The 20,124-nt window shown below is 49.5% G+C and carries 21 protein-coding genes; 14 read left to right on the forward strand and 7 right to left on the reverse strand.

What is annotated here, in order from left to right:
- The 7 genes from ACQY6I_RS01045 to ACQY6I_RS01075 form a co-directional block, all read left to right on the forward strand.
- Positions 1-334: hypothetical protein (locus tag ACQY6I_RS01045; RefSeq protein WP_428239615.1), on the forward strand; the 334-nt coding region annotated here is incomplete at its 5' end.
- Between the two features lie 33 nt (positions 335-367).
- Positions 368-580 (forward strand): DUF4266 domain-containing protein, encoded by a 213-nt coding sequence (locus ACQY6I_RS01050; protein ID WP_428239616.1) that lies wholly within the window; start codon positions 368-370, stop codon positions 578-580.
- A gap of 10 nt (positions 581-590) precedes the next feature.
- Positions 591-1,751: a DUF3570 domain-containing protein gene (locus tag ACQY6I_RS01055; protein WP_428239617.1), complete on the forward strand. Its 1,161-nt coding sequence runs from the start codon at positions 591-593 to the stop codon at positions 1,749-1,751.
- Positions 1,752-1,754: 3 nt separating this feature from the next.
- Positions 1,755-2,675, forward strand: coding sequence for an FAD:protein FMN transferase (locus ACQY6I_RS01060; protein WP_428239618.1), 921 nt, complete (start codon positions 1,755-1,757; stop codon positions 2,673-2,675).
- A 176-nt stretch (positions 2,676-2,851) separates the two neighbouring features.
- Positions 2,852-3,802, forward strand: coding sequence for an isopenicillin N synthase family dioxygenase (locus ACQY6I_RS01065; protein WP_428239619.1), 951 nt, complete (start codon positions 2,852-2,854; stop codon positions 3,800-3,802).
- A 3-nt stretch (positions 3,803-3,805) separates the two neighbouring features.
- A complete protein-coding gene (locus ACQY6I_RS01070) occupies positions 3,806-5,146 on the forward strand; it encodes an 8-oxoguanine deaminase (protein ID WP_428239620.1) in 1,341 nt (446 codons plus the stop codon).
- 181 nt (positions 5,147-5,327) lie between these two features.
- Positions 5,328-8,204: a valine--tRNA ligase gene (locus tag ACQY6I_RS01075; RefSeq protein ID WP_428239621.1), complete on the forward strand. Its 2,877-nt coding sequence runs from the start codon at positions 5,328-5,330 to the stop codon at positions 8,202-8,204.
- Between the two features lie 334 nt (positions 8,205-8,538).
- Here the strand turns inward: ACQY6I_RS01075 and ACQY6I_RS01080 are convergent, their stop codons facing one another.
- Both ACQY6I_RS01080 and ACQY6I_RS01085 read right to left on the reverse strand, forming a co-directional pair.
- Positions 8,539-9,141, reverse strand: a complete 603-nt coding sequence (locus tag ACQY6I_RS01080) for a DUF2238 domain-containing protein (protein ID WP_428239622.1) — start codon at positions 9,139-9,141, stop codon at positions 8,539-8,541.
- 77 nt (positions 9,142-9,218) lie between these two features.
- On the reverse strand, positions 9,219-9,545 hold the full coding sequence (locus ACQY6I_RS01085; protein WP_428239623.1) for a hypothetical protein: 327 nt from the start codon (positions 9,543-9,545) through the stop codon (positions 9,219-9,221).
- Between the two features lie 131 nt (positions 9,546-9,676).
- Between ACQY6I_RS01085 and ACQY6I_RS01090 the strand changes: the two genes are divergently transcribed.
- Positions 9,677-10,270: a TetR/AcrR family transcriptional regulator gene (locus ACQY6I_RS01090; RefSeq protein ID WP_428239624.1), complete on the forward strand. Its 594-nt coding sequence runs from the start codon at positions 9,677-9,679 to the stop codon at positions 10,268-10,270.
- Here ACQY6I_RS01090 and ACQY6I_RS01095 read toward each other — a convergent pair.
- Positions 10,253-11,557 (reverse strand): MFS transporter, encoded by a 1,305-nt coding sequence (locus ACQY6I_RS01095; RefSeq protein WP_428239625.1) that lies wholly within the window; start codon positions 11,555-11,557, stop codon positions 10,253-10,255. The two genes, ACQY6I_RS01090 and ACQY6I_RS01095, sit on opposite strands and share 18 nt — an antisense overlap.
- A 478-nt stretch (positions 11,558-12,035) precedes the next feature.
- Positions 12,036-12,677 carry an HAD hydrolase-like protein gene (locus ACQY6I_RS01100; RefSeq protein ID WP_428239626.1) on the reverse strand — a complete coding sequence of 214 codons (642 nt, stop codon included), beginning with the start codon at positions 12,675-12,677 and terminating at the stop codon, positions 12,036-12,038.
- 155 nt (positions 12,678-12,832) lie between these two features.
- Between ACQY6I_RS01100 and ACQY6I_RS01105 the strand changes: the two genes are divergently transcribed.
- The gene (locus ACQY6I_RS01105; protein ID WP_428239627.1) at positions 12,833-13,372 is read left to right on the forward strand and encodes an adenine phosphoribosyltransferase; all 540 of its coding nucleotides are present in this window, start codon (positions 12,833-12,835) and stop codon (positions 13,370-13,372) included.
- A 20-nt stretch (positions 13,373-13,392) separates the two neighbouring features.
- Here ACQY6I_RS01105 and ACQY6I_RS01110 read toward each other — a convergent pair whose 3' ends face one another.
- A complete protein-coding gene (locus ACQY6I_RS01110; RefSeq protein ID WP_428239628.1) occupies positions 13,393-13,761 on the reverse strand; it encodes a rhodanese-like domain-containing protein in 369 nt (122 codons plus the stop codon).
- 89 nt (positions 13,762-13,850) lie between these two features.
- On the opposite strand from ACQY6I_RS01110, the gene ACQY6I_RS01115 reads away from it, so the two are divergent.
- The 5 genes from ACQY6I_RS01115 to ACQY6I_RS01135 all read left to right on the forward strand — a co-directional run bounded on the left by ACQY6I_RS01115 (position 13,851) and on the right by ACQY6I_RS01135 (position 18,046).
- Positions 13,851-14,846, forward strand: a complete 996-nt coding sequence (locus ACQY6I_RS01115; RefSeq protein ID WP_428239629.1) for a YhdH/YhfP family quinone oxidoreductase — start codon at positions 13,851-13,853, stop codon at positions 14,844-14,846.
- Between the two features lie 40 nt (positions 14,847-14,886).
- Positions 14,887-15,579, forward strand: a complete 693-nt coding sequence (gene ung, locus ACQY6I_RS01120; RefSeq protein ID WP_428239976.1) for a uracil-DNA glycosylase — start codon at positions 14,887-14,889, stop codon at positions 15,577-15,579.
- A gap of 9 nt (positions 15,580-15,588) precedes the next feature.
- Complete coding sequence (locus ACQY6I_RS01125; protein ID WP_428239630.1) at positions 15,589-15,939, forward strand: DUF3301 domain-containing protein; 351 nt, start codon at positions 15,589-15,591, stop codon at positions 15,937-15,939.
- A gap of 312 nt (positions 15,940-16,251) precedes the next feature.
- On the forward strand, positions 16,252-17,109 hold the full coding sequence (locus ACQY6I_RS01130; protein WP_428239631.1) for an ABC transporter ATP-binding protein: 858 nt from the start codon (positions 16,252-16,254) through the stop codon (positions 17,107-17,109).
- On the forward strand, positions 17,099-18,046 hold the full coding sequence (locus ACQY6I_RS01135) for a sucrase ferredoxin (RefSeq protein WP_428239632.1): 948 nt from the start codon (positions 17,099-17,101) through the stop codon (positions 18,044-18,046). Before ACQY6I_RS01130 ends, ACQY6I_RS01135 begins: the two co-directional genes overlap by 11 nt.
- On the opposite strand, the gene ACQY6I_RS01140 is transcribed toward ACQY6I_RS01135, so the two are convergent.
- Together ACQY6I_RS01140 and ACQY6I_RS01145 are read right to left on the reverse strand one after the other, a co-directional pair.
- Positions 18,015-19,052: a FecCD family ABC transporter permease gene (locus tag ACQY6I_RS01140; protein ID WP_428239633.1), complete on the reverse strand. Its 1,038-nt coding sequence runs from the start codon at positions 19,050-19,052 to the stop codon at positions 18,015-18,017. The two genes, ACQY6I_RS01135 and ACQY6I_RS01140, sit on opposite strands and share 32 nt — an antisense overlap.
- Complete coding sequence (locus ACQY6I_RS01145; protein ID WP_428239634.1) at positions 19,049-20,053, reverse strand: FecCD family ABC transporter permease; 1,005 nt, start codon at positions 20,051-20,053, stop codon at positions 19,049-19,051. Before ACQY6I_RS01145 ends, ACQY6I_RS01140 begins: the two co-directional genes overlap by 4 nt.
- Positions 20,054-20,124 lie beyond the last annotated feature (71 nt).

The following is a 20,124-nucleotide window of genomic DNA, read 5'->3' on the forward strand; positions in this document are numbered from 1 at the left end:
GAATCTGGACTTTTATGCTGAGTATCGGACCTATTTTTCTGAACGCATGGCACATCTGATTGAACGCTTAAAAACAGAAGATGATCCGAATGGCGGTAAGATGATTGATTCGACACTTGTCGTACAGGTCACAGATATGGGTGATGGTGGTTCCCATACTGGCTCTGATGCCGCTTTCATGTTTGCAGGTGGTGGAAATGCCGTTAACAGGGGAACGATCATCCCTGCGGACAACCATCATCAGCTGCTGGATACTGCTGCGGAATATATGGGTGTCTACGGAGTCATAAAACCGTATGATGCCAATGGTCCTGTGAGCGGGATATTGGTATAAGATAGCTTTTTTGGCTTTGGAAGAGATTTGATAATGAATAAACTGCTCCTGCCTTTATTGGTAATGGTGCTTTTTTGTCAGGGCTGCGCTCAGGTGAAGCCTTGGGAAAGAGGTAATCTTGCACGGCCTGAAATGGCCTTCAGTTCAGATGCACTGGAACAGAAAATCCAGGACCATATTTATCATGGTAAAGAAGCATCTCAAGCCGTCACTGCCGGAGCAGGCGGTGGTTGTGGTTGTAACTGAGGAAAACAGAATGCAAGATAAAAAATCTGCTCTTTTGAGCTTAAGTGCTGCGGCACTGCTGCTAAATACGCTATCAGAAACTGTGCGGGCGGACCCGCCCAATCAGAATAATGAAGTTGACTTCAGATACAGTCATTATCATGAAGGGGAGGTACCAGCGGGTAATACCAGTACTGGTAAGTCCTCTTCTCGTTATGATATCGATGTGTTTCAGGCAAAAGGTAAGGTTCCGGTAACTGCGGACACGGAATTGACCGTCAGCGGTATCGTCGAGACCATGTCTGGCGCTTCGCCATGGTATGTGGTGCCGGATGAGAAAGGTGATCCTGTACAGGTGATGAGTGGTGCAACCATTGACGACACACGGATGGAGGTCGGCGCAGATTTTCGTAGCTATAACCTGCGAAGTGAGTCCACTGTGTCTGCCAGTTATTCAACCGAAAATGATTACTCCTCACTCTCGTTCGGTTTTTCCGGGATTTGGCGCCTGAATAATAATCTGACGACTCTGAACTATGGTATGAGTGCAGGGAAGGATAATATTGACGCGTCTGATACCGATAAATACCCCACCAGACCAAGTGGAAAAGACAAATCCCGGGTGTCCGGTTTCGTTGGTTTTTCACAAGTCATCGATAAAAACCGCTTGGTAGGTGCTAATATCGGTATGACATCATTACAAGGATTTTTGTCTGATCCTTATAAATGGGTGACAGTTAATGGTATACAGGTTCAGGATTCACGCCCGGATAACCAGAGCCAGTTAAGTGGTTCGTTGCTATTCAGACAGTTCTTTAGTGATTATGATGCTGCTCTGCATACCGACCTGAGTTTTTACTACAGCGATTGGGAAGTGTTTTCACAGACGGCTGATCTTGGTTGGTACCAGAACTTTGGTAACAATTGGCAAATAGTCCCTTCCATGCGTCTTTATCATCAGTCTGCGGCTGCTTTTTACGAACCTTATTATAAAAATACTCGTCAAGATGGTTACTATTCCAGTGACTACCGATTGTCAGAATTTACGGCATTGAGTGGTCGTATCAAGCTGGAAAAACAATGGACGCAGTTTTACGGCAATGTTTCATATGAACATTATGGTGCGTTTGGAGATCATCCGGCATTGGTGAGTTTTGATGTCGTGTCCGTGGGATTTGGCATGAACTTCTAAATCATGTCATCGGCATTTTTACTCCATCATCATCAGTTCCGGGCAATGGGTAGCCCGTGTGAGCTCTATTATTACGCGCCGACTGAAGACAATCAGGAATTACTGGCAGCTGCTCGGCAGCGTCTTATTCAGCTGGAGAACAAATACACTCGTTATCGTCCTGACAGTATTACCAGCAGGATCAATACTGCATCCGGCAACGGTGAACTGATCGAAGTGGATAACGAGACGGTTGGATTGCTGCATTATGCGGCCACTTTGTATGAACAAAGTGAGGGGCTGTTTGATATCACGTCTGGTATTTTGCGCCGGGCGTGGGATTTTCGTTCCGGTTGCTTACCACCCCATGCCGATATAGAAGCTTTGTTACCATTGGTCGGTTGGTCAAATGTGCATTGGCAACCCCCGTTTTTCTGTTTGCCAAAAGCAGGAATGGAAATTGATTTCGGGGGATTTGTAAAAGAGTTTGCGGCTGATCAACTTGCTTCGGTGCTGCGTTACAGAGGGGTGGAACATGGACTGGTGAACCTGGGGGGGGACATAGCGGTTATCGGGCCACATCCGGATGGAAAACCCTGGATGATTGGTATTCAGCATCCCCGTCAGGTCGACCGCGCTATCGTCAAAATTCCCATGACTCATGGTGCTGTTGCCACCAGCGGTGATTATGAGCGTTATATGCTGATTGATGGAAAGCGCTATTGTCACATTCTTAACCCGCATACAGGTTATCCTATTCAGTCGCCATTTGCCGGGGCAACGGTTATGGCCGATCAGTGTTTGATAGCAGGTTCTTTTTCCAGTCTGGCATTATTGAAAAGTGAAGCTGATCCGAATTGGTTGCAGGAATCGGGTGTGGCATATTTGCTGGTGGATCAACAGATGTCGTTCACTTCCAATATTCAGATTGTGGATCAACGTTAGTTCAGCCGTATCTGTTAGCGAAAATAATGATTGTGGTGTTTGTTGACCGATAACAGAACACTTATTGACAGTTTTCGTTTTTTTCGACAGTCTAGCCCGACGTTCATCCAGCTCACTGTTTTTCCCAAATTGGCAGGATGTGCTGTTCCATTCCAGTAGTATTTCGAGTGTTAGCCATGTCATTACCATTAATCGATCTTAGTTTATTAACGTCTCACGACCCAGATATTCAACAGGCTGAAATCCAGCGGTTGGATTACGCTTGTCGTGAAATCGGCTTTATCTATCTGACCAATACCGGTATTTCCGAACGTCTGATGCAGGAAATTTTTGTAGCAGCAAAGCGTTTTTTTGCTCTGCCGCAGGAAGAAAAGCAAAAGATCGATATTGGTACGAGCACCAATCACAGAGGGTATGGTTCGATTGGTAAAGAAAAGCTTGATGAAACCAATCTGTCTGATTGGAAAGAAACATTTGATATGGCGTTGGATTTGCCACCTGACCATCCGATGGTTAGCAAGTATTCCAACATGTATGGTCCTAACCGTTATCCCGAAGATCCAGCCATAGTAGATACCTTGCTCAGCTATTATCAGGCTGCATTTACGGCATCTCAGAGTTTGCTAGTGGCCATGGCAAAAGCGTTAAAGTTGGAAGACAATTTTTTCACTCGTTGCTTCAATACTCATGTAACCGTTTTACGACTTATCCACTATCCACCGAGACCCTCGATGGAGCATGATAATGGTGCCGGGGCTCACACGGATTATGGGTGTGTCACGTTGTTATTACAGGATCAGGTGGGTGGTTTACAGGTACGTGCCCGCAACGGTGAGTGGATCGATGCACCACCGGTGGAGGGGGCGTTGGTGGTCAATATCGGTGACCTGATGCAGCGCTGGACCAATGACGAGTATGTATCGACAGCGCATCGGGTAAAGGCATCCATGCCGGATGTTCATCGCTATTCTGTTCCTTTTTTTGTAGAACCGGATTACGAAACCCTGGTTGACTGTGTACCCAGCTGTCAATCGGAACAAAACCCGGCCAAATATGAGCCTATATACAGTGGCGACTGGATTCAGTCACGTTTTGATGCCACTTATGCGTACCGTCGGGGTGAATAAAGCATGGCACGTGTCTGGATAAAGGAACCATTGGCGGTTTACCAGGATGCTGTTGCGGATTGTCGTGGCGGAATCGTGGTTGAACAATCCAAAATTGTCGAACTGCTGGGGTTGAACGAACAGCCGTCAGCGCCGGTAGACGAAGTTTTTGATGCCAGTAATCTGGTTATTACTCCGGGACTCATCAATACGCATCATCATTTTTATCAAACTCTGACCCGTTGCCTGCCTGAGGCAATGAATAAACCTCTGTTTCCATGGCTTAAAGCTTTATATCGCGTGTGGGAAAGGTTGACGCCGGAACTGCTGGAAGTGTCATCAGAACTGGCAGCCGCAGAACTGATGTTATCCGGTTGTACCACAATTTGTGATCATCATTACGTTTTTCCAAAAGGCCTGGAACAGGCCATTGATATCCAGATTGCCGCTGTTCAGCATCTTGGGGTTCGTGCCACGTTGACTCGGGGTAGTATGAGTCTTGGTGAAAGCCAGGGTGGGTTGCCGCCGGATTCTGTCATACAAACGGAAGCGGACATTATTGCTGATTCCGAGAGACTGTTAAAAAGTTATCATGATCCCAAAGAAGGCTCAATGGTACAGCTTGCTCTGGCTCCCTGTTCACCATTTTCGGTCAGCGAACAATTGATGAAAGATACTGCCGAGCTGGCACAGCAATATCAGGTGTCACTGCATACTCATCTGGCCGAAACCACGGATGAAAATGATTTCTGCGTACAGAAATATGGTATGCGCCCGACTGACTATCTGGAGCATTGCGGTTGGTTGCGTAAAGGTACCTGGCTGGCTCATGGCATCCATTTTTCTGAGCAGGAAATTTACCGCCTCGGTCAGGCTGAGGTGGGTATTGCCCATTGCCCCACATCCAATATGCTGCTGGCGTCGGGCACCTGTCCAACACTAGACCTGGAGCAGGCGGGTTGTCATATTGGTCTGGGAGTAGATGGTTCAGCCAGTAATGATTGCTCGAACATGATGCAGGAGGTTCGTCAGTCGTTACTGCAGCAAAGGTTAAAATATGGGACCGAGAAAATCACCCAACATACCGTTCTGAACTGGGCCACCCGTGGTTCTGCCAAGGTTTTGGGGCGTAGTGATATCGGTGCCATTGAAATTGGCAAGCAGGCGGATCTTGCCCTGTTTGCGTTGGATGAACTGCGGTTTTCCGGTGCTGCCGATCCGATTGCTGCGCTGGTACTTTGTGGTGCCCAAAAAGTTCGGCACTTAATGGTTGCCGGGCAATGGGCTGTGGAAAATGGATTGCTGCATATCGACCTGGAAGCGTTGAGATTACACCATATAGAACTGGCCAGGCGGCTATTATAGACCTCCTTTGCTGAGTCTCGCGTAGGGCTGTCAACGGAGCGAATGCGATACGATATTCTGTGCTCGTATTTTATCGGTCATATCGTCTCTGTTGGTGGAAAAGCGTAGCCTTGTTTTCCTATAATCCCACTCTTTTAAAAATTTTCTGAAACGACAATCGCATAATTGAGAGCATTCCCCCATGGAAAAAACCTATCAGCCTCAGGACATTGAGCAGAAACATTATCAGAACTGGGAACAAAGTGATTACTTTGCTCCCAAGGGAGAAGGCGAAGGTTATTGCATTGTCATCCCGCCGCCTAATGTAACCGGCAGCCTGCACATGGGCCACGCCTTCCAGCAGACCATTATGGATGCATTGATCCGTTACAAGCGTATGAGCGGTCATAAGACTCTGTGGCAGTCTGGAACTGATCATGCTGGTATTGCCACGCAGATGGTGGTGGAGCGTCTGCTCGCGGCAGATGGCAAAACCCGCCACGATCTTGGACGTAAAGCCTTCATAGATCGGGTTTGGCAATGGAAAGAAGAAAGTGGCGGCAACATCACCCGGCAGATGCGCCGTTTGGGGGACTCCGTGGACTGGTCCCGTGAAGCGTTCACCATGGATGATAATCTGGCTGCGGCAGTCAAAGAAACCTTTGTTCGTTTGTATGATGAAGGACTGATTTATCGCGGCAAACGCCTCGTGAACTGGGACCCAAAACTGCACACTGCCATTTCCGACCTGGAGGTCGAAAATAAAGAAGAAAACGGCAAATTGTGGCATTTTCGCTATCCATTGGCGGATGGCGTGAAAACCGCAGATGGCAAAGATTATATTGTTGTGGCAACCACCCGGCCGGAAACTCTGTTGGGAGATACCGCTGTTGCCGTGAATCCTGAGGATGACCGCTATCAGTCCATTATCGGCCAATATGTTGAACTACCGTTGGTTGGCCGCAGGCTGCCCATTGTGGCTGATGATTATGTCGATATGGCATTCGGAACCGGCTGCGTAAAAATCACCCCGGCCCATGATTTTAACGACTATGAGCTGGGTAAGCGTCATCGTGCACCGTTGGTGAACGTGTTTGATGCCAGTGCCAATATTCTGGATACGGCCCAGGCTTTTCATTATGACGGCAGTATCAACCCCGATGTTGCAGGCACTATTCCAGACGGGTATGCCGGCTTGTCTCGTTATGAGGCCAGAAACAGAATCATTGCGGATTTTGAACAGCTGGGACTGCTCGAAGGCATCAAGGATCACACCCTGATGGTGCCCCGGGGTGATCGTTCCGGTGAAGCGATTGAGCCCTGGTTGACTGATCAGTGGTATGTTCGCACTGCACCGCTGGCGGAACCTGCCATCAGGGCAGTAGAGAGCGGCGAGATCGAGTTTGTGCCGAAACAGTGGGAAAACACCTATTTTGCCTGGATGCGCGATATCCAGGACTGGTGTATTTCCCGACAGTTATGGTGGGGGCATCAGATTCCTGCCTGGTACGACCAGAATGGTGAAGTTTACGTGGCCCGTTCTGAAGCTGAAGTACGCCAGAAATATAAACTGGCGGATGATGTACAGTTAACCCAGGATGGGGATGTTCTGGATACTTGGTTCAGTTCTGGTCTGTGGTCGTTTTCGACGCTGGGCTGGCCGGATGAAACTGCGGATTTGAAAGAGTTTCACAGCACCGATGTACTGGTTACCGGCTTTGATATCATCTTTTTCTGGGTGGCACGGATGATCATGATGACTATGCACTTCATCAAAGATGATGATGGCAAGCCTCAGGTGCCCTTCAAAAAAGTGTATGTCACTGGCCTGATTCGTGATGAAAACGGTCAGAAAATGTCCAAGTCCAAAGGCAATGTGATTGACCCAATCGATCTGATCGATGGTATCAGTCTCGACGACCTGCTGACCAAGCGTACCAGCGGACTCATGCAACCACAGCTGGCTGCCAAAATTGAAAAAAATACCCGCAAATCATTTCCCAATGGTTTTGAACGTTCCGGCACCGATGCCCTGCGTTTTACCCTGACCTCATTGGCAGCTACCGGACGTGACATCAATTTTGATGTTAAGCGCCTGGAAGGCTATCGGAATTTCTGTAACAAACTATGGAATGCAGCTCGGTATGTTCGCATGAATACCGTGGAGGCCTATGACTCTGAGGCGCTGGCGGTTCAGGATCTGAACAATGAATCGTATGAGCTGTCGTTAGCCGACCGTTGGATCATTTCCCGCCTGCAGCGTTTGGAACTGGATGTCGCCCGTTACTTTGATAACTATCGCTTTGATCTCATGAGCCAGGCAATTTATGACTTTGTCTGGAATGAATACTGCGACTGGTATCTTGAATTGAGCAAACCGGTGCTGTGGCAGGAAGATGGAGCCGAAATCCTGAAACGTGGAACACGACGGACTCTGGTACGGGTATTGGAAGCCATTCTACGAATTGCACACCCGATCATGCCTTTCATTACCGAAGAAATCTGGTTGAATGTGCGAGATCTGGCCGGACAGGAAGGTGACACTATCATGTTACGTTCTTATCCCGTGGCGGATGAGGCCCGGTTGGATGAAAGCGCAGAGCAGGACATCGAATGGATCAAAGGTGTGATTGTCGGTGTGCGTAATATTCGAGGTGAGATGCAGATTTCACCAGTCAAGGCCATCGATGTGATTCTGAAAGGCGACAGTGTTGTTGATCAGCAGCGTTTACAGCAAAACTCCGAGTTCCTGATCAAGCTGGCCAAGCTTGAGAGTATCTGCTGGCTTAATGAGGATGACGAAGCGCCACTGTCTTCAACCGCGTTGGTCGGCGAGACCCAGGTGCTGGTGCCCATGGCTGGTCTGATCGACGTGGCTGCCGAACAGGCACGTCTGCAAAAGGAAATCACCCGAGTTACGCAGGATCTTCAACGTACCGAAGCCAAACTGAGTAATGAAAACTTTCTGGCCAAGGCACAGGAAACCGTCGTTAAGAAAGAAAAAGAAAAGGCTGCTGATTTGCAGAGTAAACTGGCGAGTCTGCAGGAGCAAGCTGACAAACTGGCTGCGTTAAGCTGATTTGTTCCATTCGAAACCTATTCTCCGGAGCGCGTACCTGTGGCCGCTTCGGAGAATCTCTGTTGCCATGTTGTCTTTTTAAATTTATGAATACTTAAAAGCTTTGATCTGTCTGTACCCGTTGTTTCTATACCAGGGCGCTGCATTTTAATTTGTGGTCATTTAAAGCAACACCCGGCAAATGAAATAGTTTACTAATGTATCGAAAATGCCGTTTAAGCAACCATTGAATGGTAACGGCCAATGGTGTCACGCAGCCATAGTCACATTTGGTATAGACCCATACCGTTGCTTCTGACGCGCAACCGACCGCTATGGGTATGTTCGACAATCATTACATATTCATAAGTGATTTTAACTGCCGATTATGCCAGCCACTTAACAACAGCAGACTGCATATTGAGCCGAGCAACGCATAGGCCATATCCGACTGGGTGTCCCAGACATAACCTTGAGTTCCCAGAAATGCCTCGGCACTGTCACCGGTCGCAATGGCTACCCACCATTCGATCAGTTCATAAAACGCGCTGAAGGCCAGGCAGAAGCAGACAATAAAAAACGAACTCATCATATTGCCGTTAATAATATGTTTGCGTTTGATAATTTCCCGGGCAATCATGGCAGGAACAAAACCCTGGACGAAGTGTCCGAGTTTGTCGTAGTTATTGCGTGCCATGTTGAAGTAGTCCCGAATGACATCAAACAGCGGAACCTCGGCATAGGTGTAATGTCCGCCGACCATCAGTACCAGACAGTGGATCAGAATCAGGCAATAGACTAAAGCGGTCAAGCGGAAGGAACGATAGGTGGCAGCCAGAACGACAGCGCCGATCATGGCTGGGATGGTTTCCAGAAACCAGGTAAATTGATCTTTGGGATGTATGCCTGACCAGATAAGCGTCAGCGTGAAAATACCGATCCAGAGTGCCTTCCCCATAATGCTTTCTATCCTTACTATTTTGATTGGTTGGTGTTTGGACCAGGTTTGCCTGCGTATAAGTCACGAATCTGTTGTCAGAAAACTAACAGGCCTGCGAGCAGAAACGTCATCAATACCAGTATAAATCCCTGTAGAACGGCAATCAGGATACCTTTCACAAAGCTGGTATCCAGTACCATCATGTAGGCCACAGCTGTCAGTGGCAGAGACAACAATATGCCCAGTTGCTCGCTCAACGCAGGAATGATTCTGATGGCAATCAACTGAATAATACTGGCGACAATAATTGCGCCCAGGCAGGTAAAAAAGCCGGTGTTTTTGGCACCGACCATGGATGCCGCGAGTTTAACAGGCACCACCATAACGGTTACCATAATCAGTAAGGCGAGCAGCAGCTCCATGTCGGGTTCTCCTTGAAATCGGGTTATACTGTTGCAGATGAGGGCAAAGCCCGCTGAAGTCAAATGTGCTTTACGCGAACCTGCTTCAGTTTGTTGTACACTGTAGCTCTATTGTGTCATGGGGTTGGAATATGGCTGGTGAAAAAAGCACGCCGGAAAAATTACTGGATCTTGCGGAGACGTATATTCGAACCGGAGGATACAGTTCGTTCAGCTTTCGCGATCTGGCCCGCGATACCGGCATTAAAAGTGCCAGTGTGCATTATCATTTCCCCACCAAAGGACATCTTGCCGCAGCGGTGGCATTGCGTTATCGCAACCGGTTTGAGCAGGCGTTAATGGATCCTGATTTGCCTGATTTTGATCCCGAAGCGGCACTGACTCACTACTTTTACATGTTCTATCAGGAAATGCTCAGTGCCCGGCAAATGTGTCTGTGTGCAGTCCTGAGCGTGGAAAAAACGTTGCTGCCGGAAGCCGTTATGATGGAAGTCCAGGCCTTTTTTACCTTAAATCTGACCTGGCTCAGAAAGACACTTGCGCGTTTTTATGACCTGCCAGAGGAGAGTCAACAGGTCAGCCAGCAGGCCGCTGTGGTCCTTGCGGCTCTGCAGGGTGCTTTGACTGGTGCTCAGGCTCTGGAGGATTCTGAATATTTTAAGCAGGTGGCAGCCGGTCTTTACCAGGGGATTTTCAACACCGGGCTGCTATTTCCTGAGGTATGAAGCCATGATTGCACCGATTAATCCCGCCGTTGATAACAGCAGAATAATGCTGTACAGGCTGATCAGGCCGGCCAATGCCCCCAAACCTCCTACCACGAGCAATACCGCACCGATAACCGTATTGCTCACTGCCACGTAATCAGTCCTTAGGTTCCCTTCAGCAATATCCACGACGTAAGTTTTGCGACCGATACGTACGCCCTGGTGGGCAATACTGAGAAAGAAATAACACACAGGCAGCAACCAGGGTAAGGCCAGCCACTCCGGTCGAAGCCAAACCAGCAGACACACCAGGAATCCCAGTCCAGCGGCAATGAACGACCCGACAGCCATCACCGTGGTGCTGGAAATATCGGCAAGTTTCCCCCAAACCGGCCCAGAGACCAGGCTGGCTGCACCACTGGCCAGAACAAACATGCCCAGTAACTGCAGCGGATTGCCTAATAGTTGCTGCGCCAGCGCCACATAGTAAGGAGCCGTTAACGCTGAACACAACAGCAACGCCCGGGCGACCACAAAGCGTCTGAACGGTCTGTCTGTAATCAATATACGGCTGCGTTGTAATAGCGACTGCATTACGTTATGAGGTTTGTGGATTTCGCCCGGCAGTTCGCGGATCCCGATAAATACCGCCGCCGCCGCTGTCCACAACAGACTGGCCATGAGAATCAGATAACCATAGCTGGAAGCTTCAAGCGGGTGTCCATTGTGTAACAGCAGCATTGTACCCATGATCAGAGTGATCAGACCGGAGAAGCTGGCAGACCAACCATTAACCTCGCCCCGCTGGCTTTTAGGGATAGTCTTGCCCAACACATCTTTGGAAGCTGTGGAGCTGAGGCCACGGGCCAGACTGAATACGCTTAACAGGGCAATGATCAGCCAGCCTGCCAGCGCTCCCGAAGCATGCCACGCTACCAGGCCGATACCGGCAATGGCCAGAGACTGAAAGAGGCTGCCGAAGACCCAAAACCATTTACGCAACCGATACCGGCTGATCCATTCGGCAATCAGTAATTGCGGCAGTAGTGAACCCGCCTCTCGTATGGGAACCAGAAACCCGAGTTGATAGAGTGGGGCACCGACACTGCCCATGATCCAGGGTAGGATGATTTTAGGGTTTGAAACGGCGTCACCCAGCTGTACCAGAAACTGGCTGATCAACAGGGTGACAAAGTTTCTGGGAATTCTGGCCTGTGCTTCCGGTGCCATATCAGCTGCTTTCCGGGTGACAGGATGACGAACCAGCTTTTCATAAATACGTGTACTGACAGATCGATTGGCCACTCAAATACCTGTGGTCTATGGGAAAAGGTTGTTATAGCAAATCCAGGCGCAGAGAACACCCAGTCAATCAATTAATCGTACCCAGGCGATGATCCGGCGACGACGTCGAATCCCATCCATAGGTAGCAAATGTCTCTGTCGTCTCCCTGGATAACCCCGATACGGCTCTGGTCTTCAGTTGAGGTCACGTAGATCAACAACCAGAGCAGCGGCGGTAATACCGGGGCCGGATCTACATAAACTCCACCGGAGGCGGAGGTGTTACAGGCGTGAATATGGCTGGACGATTCCGATTCAGATCTGCTTGACGGTGGTCAGTCCAGTATCTCTCATTAGCATTCAAGGGCATCAAAAAGCCGTCTTGGAATATCCAGTTCTGGTGGCAGTTACCTGCATCGTTGTCCGTTGGAAACTGCTCTGAAATCTAGATGCCCGCCAGATCTGCAATTGATAAACAAGCGTCTAGGCACTGATGCCGCTAAACCGGAATCAGCGACAGCAGCTCCTGCGGGTATTGCAGAATATGGCCGGGACGCTCTTTTTCCAGTTCCGCTCGGGAACCGTAACCCCACAGAACCCCGGCGCTATCGAGATGGTTATGATTAGCGGCATGCAGGTCATTGGAGCGATCACCGATCATAATAGAGTTGCGGCTGATAACACCGTCGTTCAACAGGTTTTCCAGCTGTTGCCATTTTTCAATGCCGATCTCTGCTCCGTTGACAAAGCTGAATAAGTCTATCAGACCAAACATATCGAGGATTTTGACAGCAAAATCACCCCGTTTGGAAGTACAGACCCCCAACTTACAGTTTTGACGGTCATGCAGTTCCATTAGGGTGCTTTCAATGCCCTCGTACAATACATTTTCACTGAAACCGATATCACCATAGCGTTCACGGTATTTCTCCACCAGCGAGGTAATTAGCCCGGGGTCGCTGTTTCGGGTGAGTTCGGCAAAGGTTTTATCCAGGGGAGGACCGATGAAGCGGCTCAGCTCATCCTGTGGTAAGGGATCGAAATGATGGTGTTCAAGAGCGTAGTTGATGGATTGTGTGATACCTGCTTTGGGGTCACTGATGGTGCCGTCCAGATCGAATACCAGATACTCATAATTCATGAAAAATCCAACTGCTGATTTAAAACCCTATTATCTTAGCTACTAACTGACAGTTTGCCAGTTTGATCTTAATGCATAGACAACGGTTTTCGAGCTGTATTTTCAGGAGGATTTGGTTATCCTCTGGCCCCATTTATTTAGGTTTGGCAAACATTATGAGTTTTCAATTCGATCCAAGACAATATATTCGCACCATTCCCGACTGGCCTGCTCCGGGAGTGCAGTTCCGGGACATCACCACGCTGCTGGAACATAAACTAGGTTTTCGCCAGACCATTGATTGTTACGTTCATCGTTATTTTGAAGCCGATATTGATGCTGTTGTTGGTATCGATGCCCGTGGTTTTATTATTGGTGCTCCGATTGCTTACGAGTTGCGTTCAAGCTTCGTTCCGGTGCGTAAAAAAGGCAAACTGCCGGGCGAAACGGTCTGTGAAAGTTATGAGCTGGAGTACGGCAGTGCCGAGATTGAGATGCACACTGATGCTCTCAAGCCGGGTAGCAAAGTGATCCTGGTGGATGATCTGATCGCTACCGGTGGAACAATGCTGGCGGCAGCAAGACTGATCGAAAAGCTGGGTGCCAGTATCGTCGAGGTTTGTGCAATCGTGAATCTGCCGGATCTTGGTGGTAGTCGGAAGCTTGAAGAGGCCGGATATAAGGTATTTTCGTTGTGTGAGTATGAAGGCGACTGACAGGCCCAACCTCTGAAGAATCAGAGGTTGTCGTATGACTGAATAATTTCCTGTTGCAGGGTTTCGGCTGCTTGTCCGAGCCCGCCCAGATTGAGTACCTGGGTGTATCCCATCTGCTCCAGAATTTTTTGTGCATGGTTAGCGCGATTGCCGCTGCGGCAATACAGCAATATCTGCTGGTCCTTATTAATTGGTTGCCGGGATATCTGTTCTGCCAGCTGATCCAGCGGCATGAGTGTAGCGTCCCGAAGGTGACCGGCGTTCCATTCTTGCAGGGTTCTGACATCAACGATCAGAGCCTTTTGATAGTCGAGCTCTTTGGCGGCGACATCGGAGCAGCCGACTATAGCTAACAACCACCACCCAAGCAGAAGTGTTCGTTTTTTCATTTCAATCGTCCATAAGTGTTGACGATAAATATGGTACCGTCAGTGCATAATAGAACAACCATACTTATGGCTCATAGAAGAGTTTACACATGGCAACATTTAAAGCATTTTTAGTAACTGAAGATAATGGTCAATTCAGGCAGGAAGTTGTGCAACGCAGCTTTGATGCTTTACCTGATAACGATGTGCTGATCAAGGTCAGTTATTCGTCCCTTAACTATAAAGATGCACTGTCAGCGAGTGGCCATAAAGGGGTCACTCGTGAATACCCTCACACGCCCGGTATCGATGCTGCCGGTGTCGTGGTATCTGATCGGACCGGACGTTGGCAGCCGGGCACTGAAGTAGTGGTCATCGGTTATGACCTGGGTATGAACACTTCAGGTGGTTTTGCTGAATTTATCAGTGTGCCGGCAGAATGGCCGATACAACTGCCCGACAACATCAGTCTGGAAGAATCCATGATGCTGGGAACGGCTGGCATTACTGCGGCATATTGCCTTGAAAAGCTTCTTGATAATGGGTTGGTGGCTAACAATGGTGAAGTATTGGTTACCGGGGCTACTGGTGGTGTTGGTGCTTTCGCTCTGACGATGTTGGCGCAGATGGGGTTCAGCGTAGTGGCCAGCAGCGGTAAGCCAGAGGCATCGGAATGGTTGCTCGAACTTGGCGCCAGCCGGGTGGTTGATCGCCATGAAATTGGTACACAGTCTTCTCGGCCAATGCTGAAATCAGAGTGGGCTGGGGCGGTGGATAGTGTCGGTGGTCATACACTTGAGAATATTGTCAAAAGTCTTAAATTCGGAGGCAGTGTCGCAGCCTGTGGAAATGTTGCTGGAGTTGACCTGCAAATGACTGTATTCCCGTATATTTTACGGGGAGTCAATCTACTCGGTGTTGCCAGTGCCGATGCCAGCCGGGATGATCGCATCCGTGCATTTGGCAAACTTGCCTCCATGTGGAAGCCTGTACAGTTGCGCAACATGGTGCAACATGTTGGTTTGTCAGGATTGTCGGAACAGATCCGGCAAATGCTGACTGGTCAGCATCAGAAACGGGTCGTCGTGGATCTGGCAAAAGAGTAAGATGCGCGTTTGATTTGCAACCTATACAGGAGGAACTGTTCTGAACACTGCAACTGTCAAACTTGAACCCAGTTGGCTGAGCCGGTTACAGGATCAGTTTGAGATGGATTATATGCAGTCGCTGAAGCATTTTCTGAAACATGAAAAGGCCAGCGGTAAACAGATATATCCCAAAGGTGAAGAATATTTCCGTGCATTTGACCTGACTCCGTTTGACCAGACCAAGATCGTCATTCTTGGTCAGGATCCCTATCATGGCGAGCATCAGGCACACGGCCTGTGTTTTTCTGTGCGGCCGGAAGTTAAAGTGCCTCCCAGTCTGGTCAATATTTATAAAGAGCTGAATCGCGATATTGGCTTCACTGTTCCCAATCATGGTTATCTGGAATCCTGGGCCCGCCAGGGGGTGTTGCTGTTGAACTCGGTGTTAACTGTTGAAGCTGGGCGGGCCGCCGCGCACCAGGGTAAAGGCTGGGAACAGTTTACCGACCGCGTCATTGCCGTGATCAACGAACAACTCGACAACGTGGTATTTATGCTTTGGGGCAGTTATGCCCAGCGCAAAGGGCAGTTTATCGATACTCGCAGGCATCTGGTGTTAAAAACCACTCATCCGTCGCCATTGTCCGCACATCGGGGATTCCTTGGCAGCGGCCATTTTTCCCAGGCCAATGCTTATCTGCAGCAATGTGGCCGAACTCCGGTCAACTGGCAGTTGCCGTTACAGGTCTGACACCCCGTCATGTTGAGCGTTCAGGATCTTATTAATGTCATTGTGCTGGTTATGGTGGTTGCCTGGATCTGGCATTTGCTTGGTATTCGTCAGCGAGCGGTTGTCGCTGCCAGGCGACATTGCCAGAAACTGCAATTGCAGTTTCTGGATGAAAGTGTGCACCTGCTGCGCTTTCGCCTGCGATGGGTAAATGGCATGCTCCGGCTGGTCCGTCATTATGGTTTCGAATTTGCCGTCACCGGCGAGCAGCGTTATCAGGGGGATGTCATCATGCTGGGTGGTCGGGTGCAATTGATTGAACTGGAGCCCTATCCGATGCCGGAAGATGAGTTCGACGACCTCATGCATCGTCTGCATTGACCGTGTTCGAAACGGTTATCCATAACTCTGACGAACAGACTGGTTTGGCGACTAAAATAGTCGGTATATATTGTTTGTTCACATTATCTCTCAGAGTATCCTGTTTGTCTGGTCAGTATCACGGTTTCATTTATTTGGGGTCATCTTTGTGATTGAATGAACCTTTGTTTATGGTTCCCCATATCACTGTTAGTTATATGGTTATTGTTTTTATTGAACGACCGGTCTTTACCATGCTCACTGTAGACATTCATTTGAAAACAAAATTCATTCGCAATACCATCAGCTGTCGGATTGAATGAGTTGGAAGTAATGGATTTGCAATGTAGTCATACTAATCAGAAATCACGCTTGCATGGCGATGGTTTGGGTGTCGGTTATGGTGACAGGACCATTTTGCAGGACGTGGATTTTGCTGTTGCTGATGGCCGTCTGACAGTGCTGGTCGGACCCAATGGCAGTGGTAAATCCACGTTATTGAAAACGATGGCCCGAATTCTGGTACCGCAATCCGGTCAGGTATTGTTGGATGGTAGAGATATTCACCACACCCGTACCCGCGAAGTGGCACAAAAGCTCGGACTGTTACCACAAGGGCCCAGTGCCCCCGATGGTCTGACAGTCCGTGAACTGGTGGCGCAGGGGCGATTTCCTCATCAAAGTCTATTACGGCAGTGGAGCTCCGAGGATGAACGAGCTGTCAACCAGGCGATGGACACGGCCCAGGTGTCCGGTTTTGCTGACCGGCCAGTAGATGATCTGTCCGGCGGACAGCGGCAACGCTGCTGGATTGCGATGGTATTGGCACAGCAGACTGATCTGATTCTGCTGGATGAGCCCACCACGTTTCTGGATTTGAAAGTGCAGGTGGATTTGATGCAGATGCTGGTTCGTTTGGCGCATCAACGGCACCATACTTTGGTGGTGGTGCTGCATGAGTTGAATCTGGCTGCAGCATATGCTGATACGCTGGTTATGATGCGTGATGGTCGGATCGTGGAATCTGGCCCGCCAGAACGGGTATTCAATCGTGAAAACCTCAAGACTGTTTTTGATCTCAATGCCAATGTAATTCGTGATCCTCACTCCGGATCGCTTTTGTGCGTGCCGGTGGTGACCGCCACCGATGGTTATGATGCTGATGTCGCTGGAGCTATCCATGAATCCTGAGAAGTATATTTTTTGTCGTGAAATCAGTCTGGAGCGTTCAGAGCCGCTAGCGGGTACAGGCGTACATCAAAGTTCTAATCTGTTGATCAGCTGGCCCATCGGCAAATGGCTGAAGAGTCTGCGCAAGACCAAAGATATGAGTGACGAACTACTGGCACTGGCCGATGCGATTGTAAGTGCTGGCCGGAGGATCAATCTGATTGACCGTAAAGATCAACCCGAGGATGTACATCGGGCTTATCTGATGCCGGAAAACCGGGTGTACGATGTGCCGCATGCGTCTTTAGTTGATTTTCTCACCGCAGTATTGGAAGGAACGCCTCTGTATCGCTGGTTTTCCGGATCAGTGAAGGGTTCTCTGGTACTGTGCTGCACTCATGGTAATAAAGATAAATGCTGTGCCAAATATGGTTATGCTGCCTATCAGGCGCTCGCTGCGGCGGCCGAGAAACTCGATGCACCTGTGGAGGTCTGGCAGAGTTCCCATCTGGGTGGTTGTCGATTGTCTGCCAGTGCGCTGGTGTTTCCACAAATGCATAAATACGGTCGTATTGAACCAGATCAGGCCGAAGCTTTGCTGACGGCTGAAATCAATGGCGAGATATATCTTCCAAGTTATCGTGGTGCCTGTCATCTGGATCCTCAGCAGCAGGTCGCGGAAGTGGCTGCCCGACAATGGTTGGCAGATCATCAGTTAACCAGCCAGGTCCAGCTTCAGGTGATAGAGCAACAGCCTGAGAAGGTAACTATTTTCTGGAGAGCACAAAGCTGGCGTGGATCGCTCATTGTCAGCGGCTATGAGGATAGTGTACAGCGCTACGGCACCTGCGCCGAGATCGATAACGACGAAGCAATGACGACAGTACCTGTCTGGCGGGTAACGGATGTACAGCCACTCAATCCATTCAATGGCGACGGCGATACAGCAGATAAATAAAGAACGGCGCACCGATTGCTGAAACGAATATCCCTGCTGGCAAATCCTGGGGCAAAAAACCGATACGTCCGATGAGATCTGCCAGTAACACGATCAACGCTCCCATAAGCCCCGAACCCAGAATACGACCAGGCATTGTTTGGCCGCAAATACCTCTGGCCAAATGAGGGGCAATCAGACCGACAAAGCCGATGCCGCCAGCGAACGCAACCGCCGAGCCGGCAAGGGCAACGCTGCCGGCAAGCAGAATCAGGCGGTTACGATTAACCGCCGCACCCAGCCCCACTGCCTGTGGATCGTTCATGCTCATCAGAGCCAGCGAACGTGCCATTACAATGGTCAGAGGCAGCAAAATAATCAGCCACGGTAGCATGCTCAACACGTCCTGCCATTGAGCCCCATACAGGCTGCCAGTCAGCCAGACATAGGTACTTACCGTTGTATTCAGGTCACTCATGACGATTGCGAGTGTGGCAATTGCTTTCAGGGCAGCAGCAATGGCGATTCCCACGAGTACCAGCCGGATGGGAATGACGCCGTTATTGTGTGCCAGACTGTAAATCAGCAACGCAGTCAAACCTGCGCCTGCCAGCGCAAATACCGGTAGCCAATGGATGCTGATGGCTCCGGCAAATATGGCCAGGAACAATACGGCACCGAGTGCAGCGCCATCGCTGATACCAATGATGTCCGGTGACGCGAGGGGGTTGCGAACCACCTGCTGCAGAATCACGCCGGAAATACCAAGAGCCATGCCCACTTCTAGCGCCAACAAGGCCCGTGGTAATCTGAGAATGTATACGGTGAAGGTATGATCACTGTCAGAAGGTGTCATTATTGCCTGAATGATCTGCAGTGGTGTCAACAGTGTACTGCCCAGACACAAATAACCCAGAACGACAAATATTAGAATGCTTAGCAGGCATACTACCCGCCAGAACGTGGTTCGATGAAACGCCAATGCCAGTCGTTCGGAACGGGAACGCAGCAGATAGTAGTGACTCATAAGGCGGGGCTTCGGCGTCGGGCGATTGCAATAAATACCGGCGTGCCGATAAACGCTGTCATGACTCCAACCGGTAGCTCCTGGGGTGGAACGACAAACCGTGACAATGTATCTGCCAGCAGCAATAAAATAGCCCCTAGCATGGCGGCGGCCGGCAGTACCCAACGGTGATCACGACCAAACAACATTCTGGCTAGATGCGGAATTATCAGCCCGACAAAACCAATCATGCCGGCCAGAGCAACGGATCCTCCAGCCAATACAATGACCAGGATGCCGAGCACCAGACGGACAACAATTACTCTCTGGCCAAGTCCCTTGGCGACTTCATCATTCAGTAACATCAGGTTCATTTGTCGGGTCATGATCATGGTCACTGTCCAGGTCAATACAAACAGCGGCAAAAACGGGGTAATCATGGTTATGGTCCGGCTGGACAGTGAACCGCCGAGCCAGAATAAAATACCTTCCAGGCTCTCGCGATTCAGTATTAACAGTCCCTGAGTGAACGCGACGAATAATGCTGTAATTGCCGCACCAGCCAACACAACCTGTATCGGTACAAAACCGATGTTCTGTTGATAGCCCAACACATACACCAGCAGACCGGCAATACAGGCGCCCATGAACGCGACCCAAATGTATTGCTCCAGTGAGGTGAGTGAAAAAAAACTGAATGCTGCGACAATGAAAAATAATGCCCCGGCATTAATGCCAAACAGACTTGGTGATGCCAGAGGGTTGCGGGTCAGAGCCTGTAGCATGGTACCGGCGCAAGCGAGGTTGATGCCAATCACCACAGCCAGTAATACCCGATTTAACCGACTTGACTGGATGATGATGTGTTCGGTGATATGGCTGTCGTAATGAAGCATTGCATCAATCACGACTTGTAAAGGGATACGGGTTTGTCCGAATGCAATGCTCGCTATTGCAGCGACGAGCAATACCAGGGAACAAATCAGCAAACCAGCGGTTTTGGCAGTAGTGGTATGCAGCACAGCATTGTTCCGGTTGTAACAGTTGGCACGATACTTCCGTGTATCGCAATTGCAGTAATGTGTGAGGCGGG

It is taken from the genome of Gynuella sp. (assembly GCF_050297175.1).
Classification (GTDB): Bacteria; Pseudomonadota; Gammaproteobacteria; order Pseudomonadales; family Natronospirillaceae; genus Gynuella.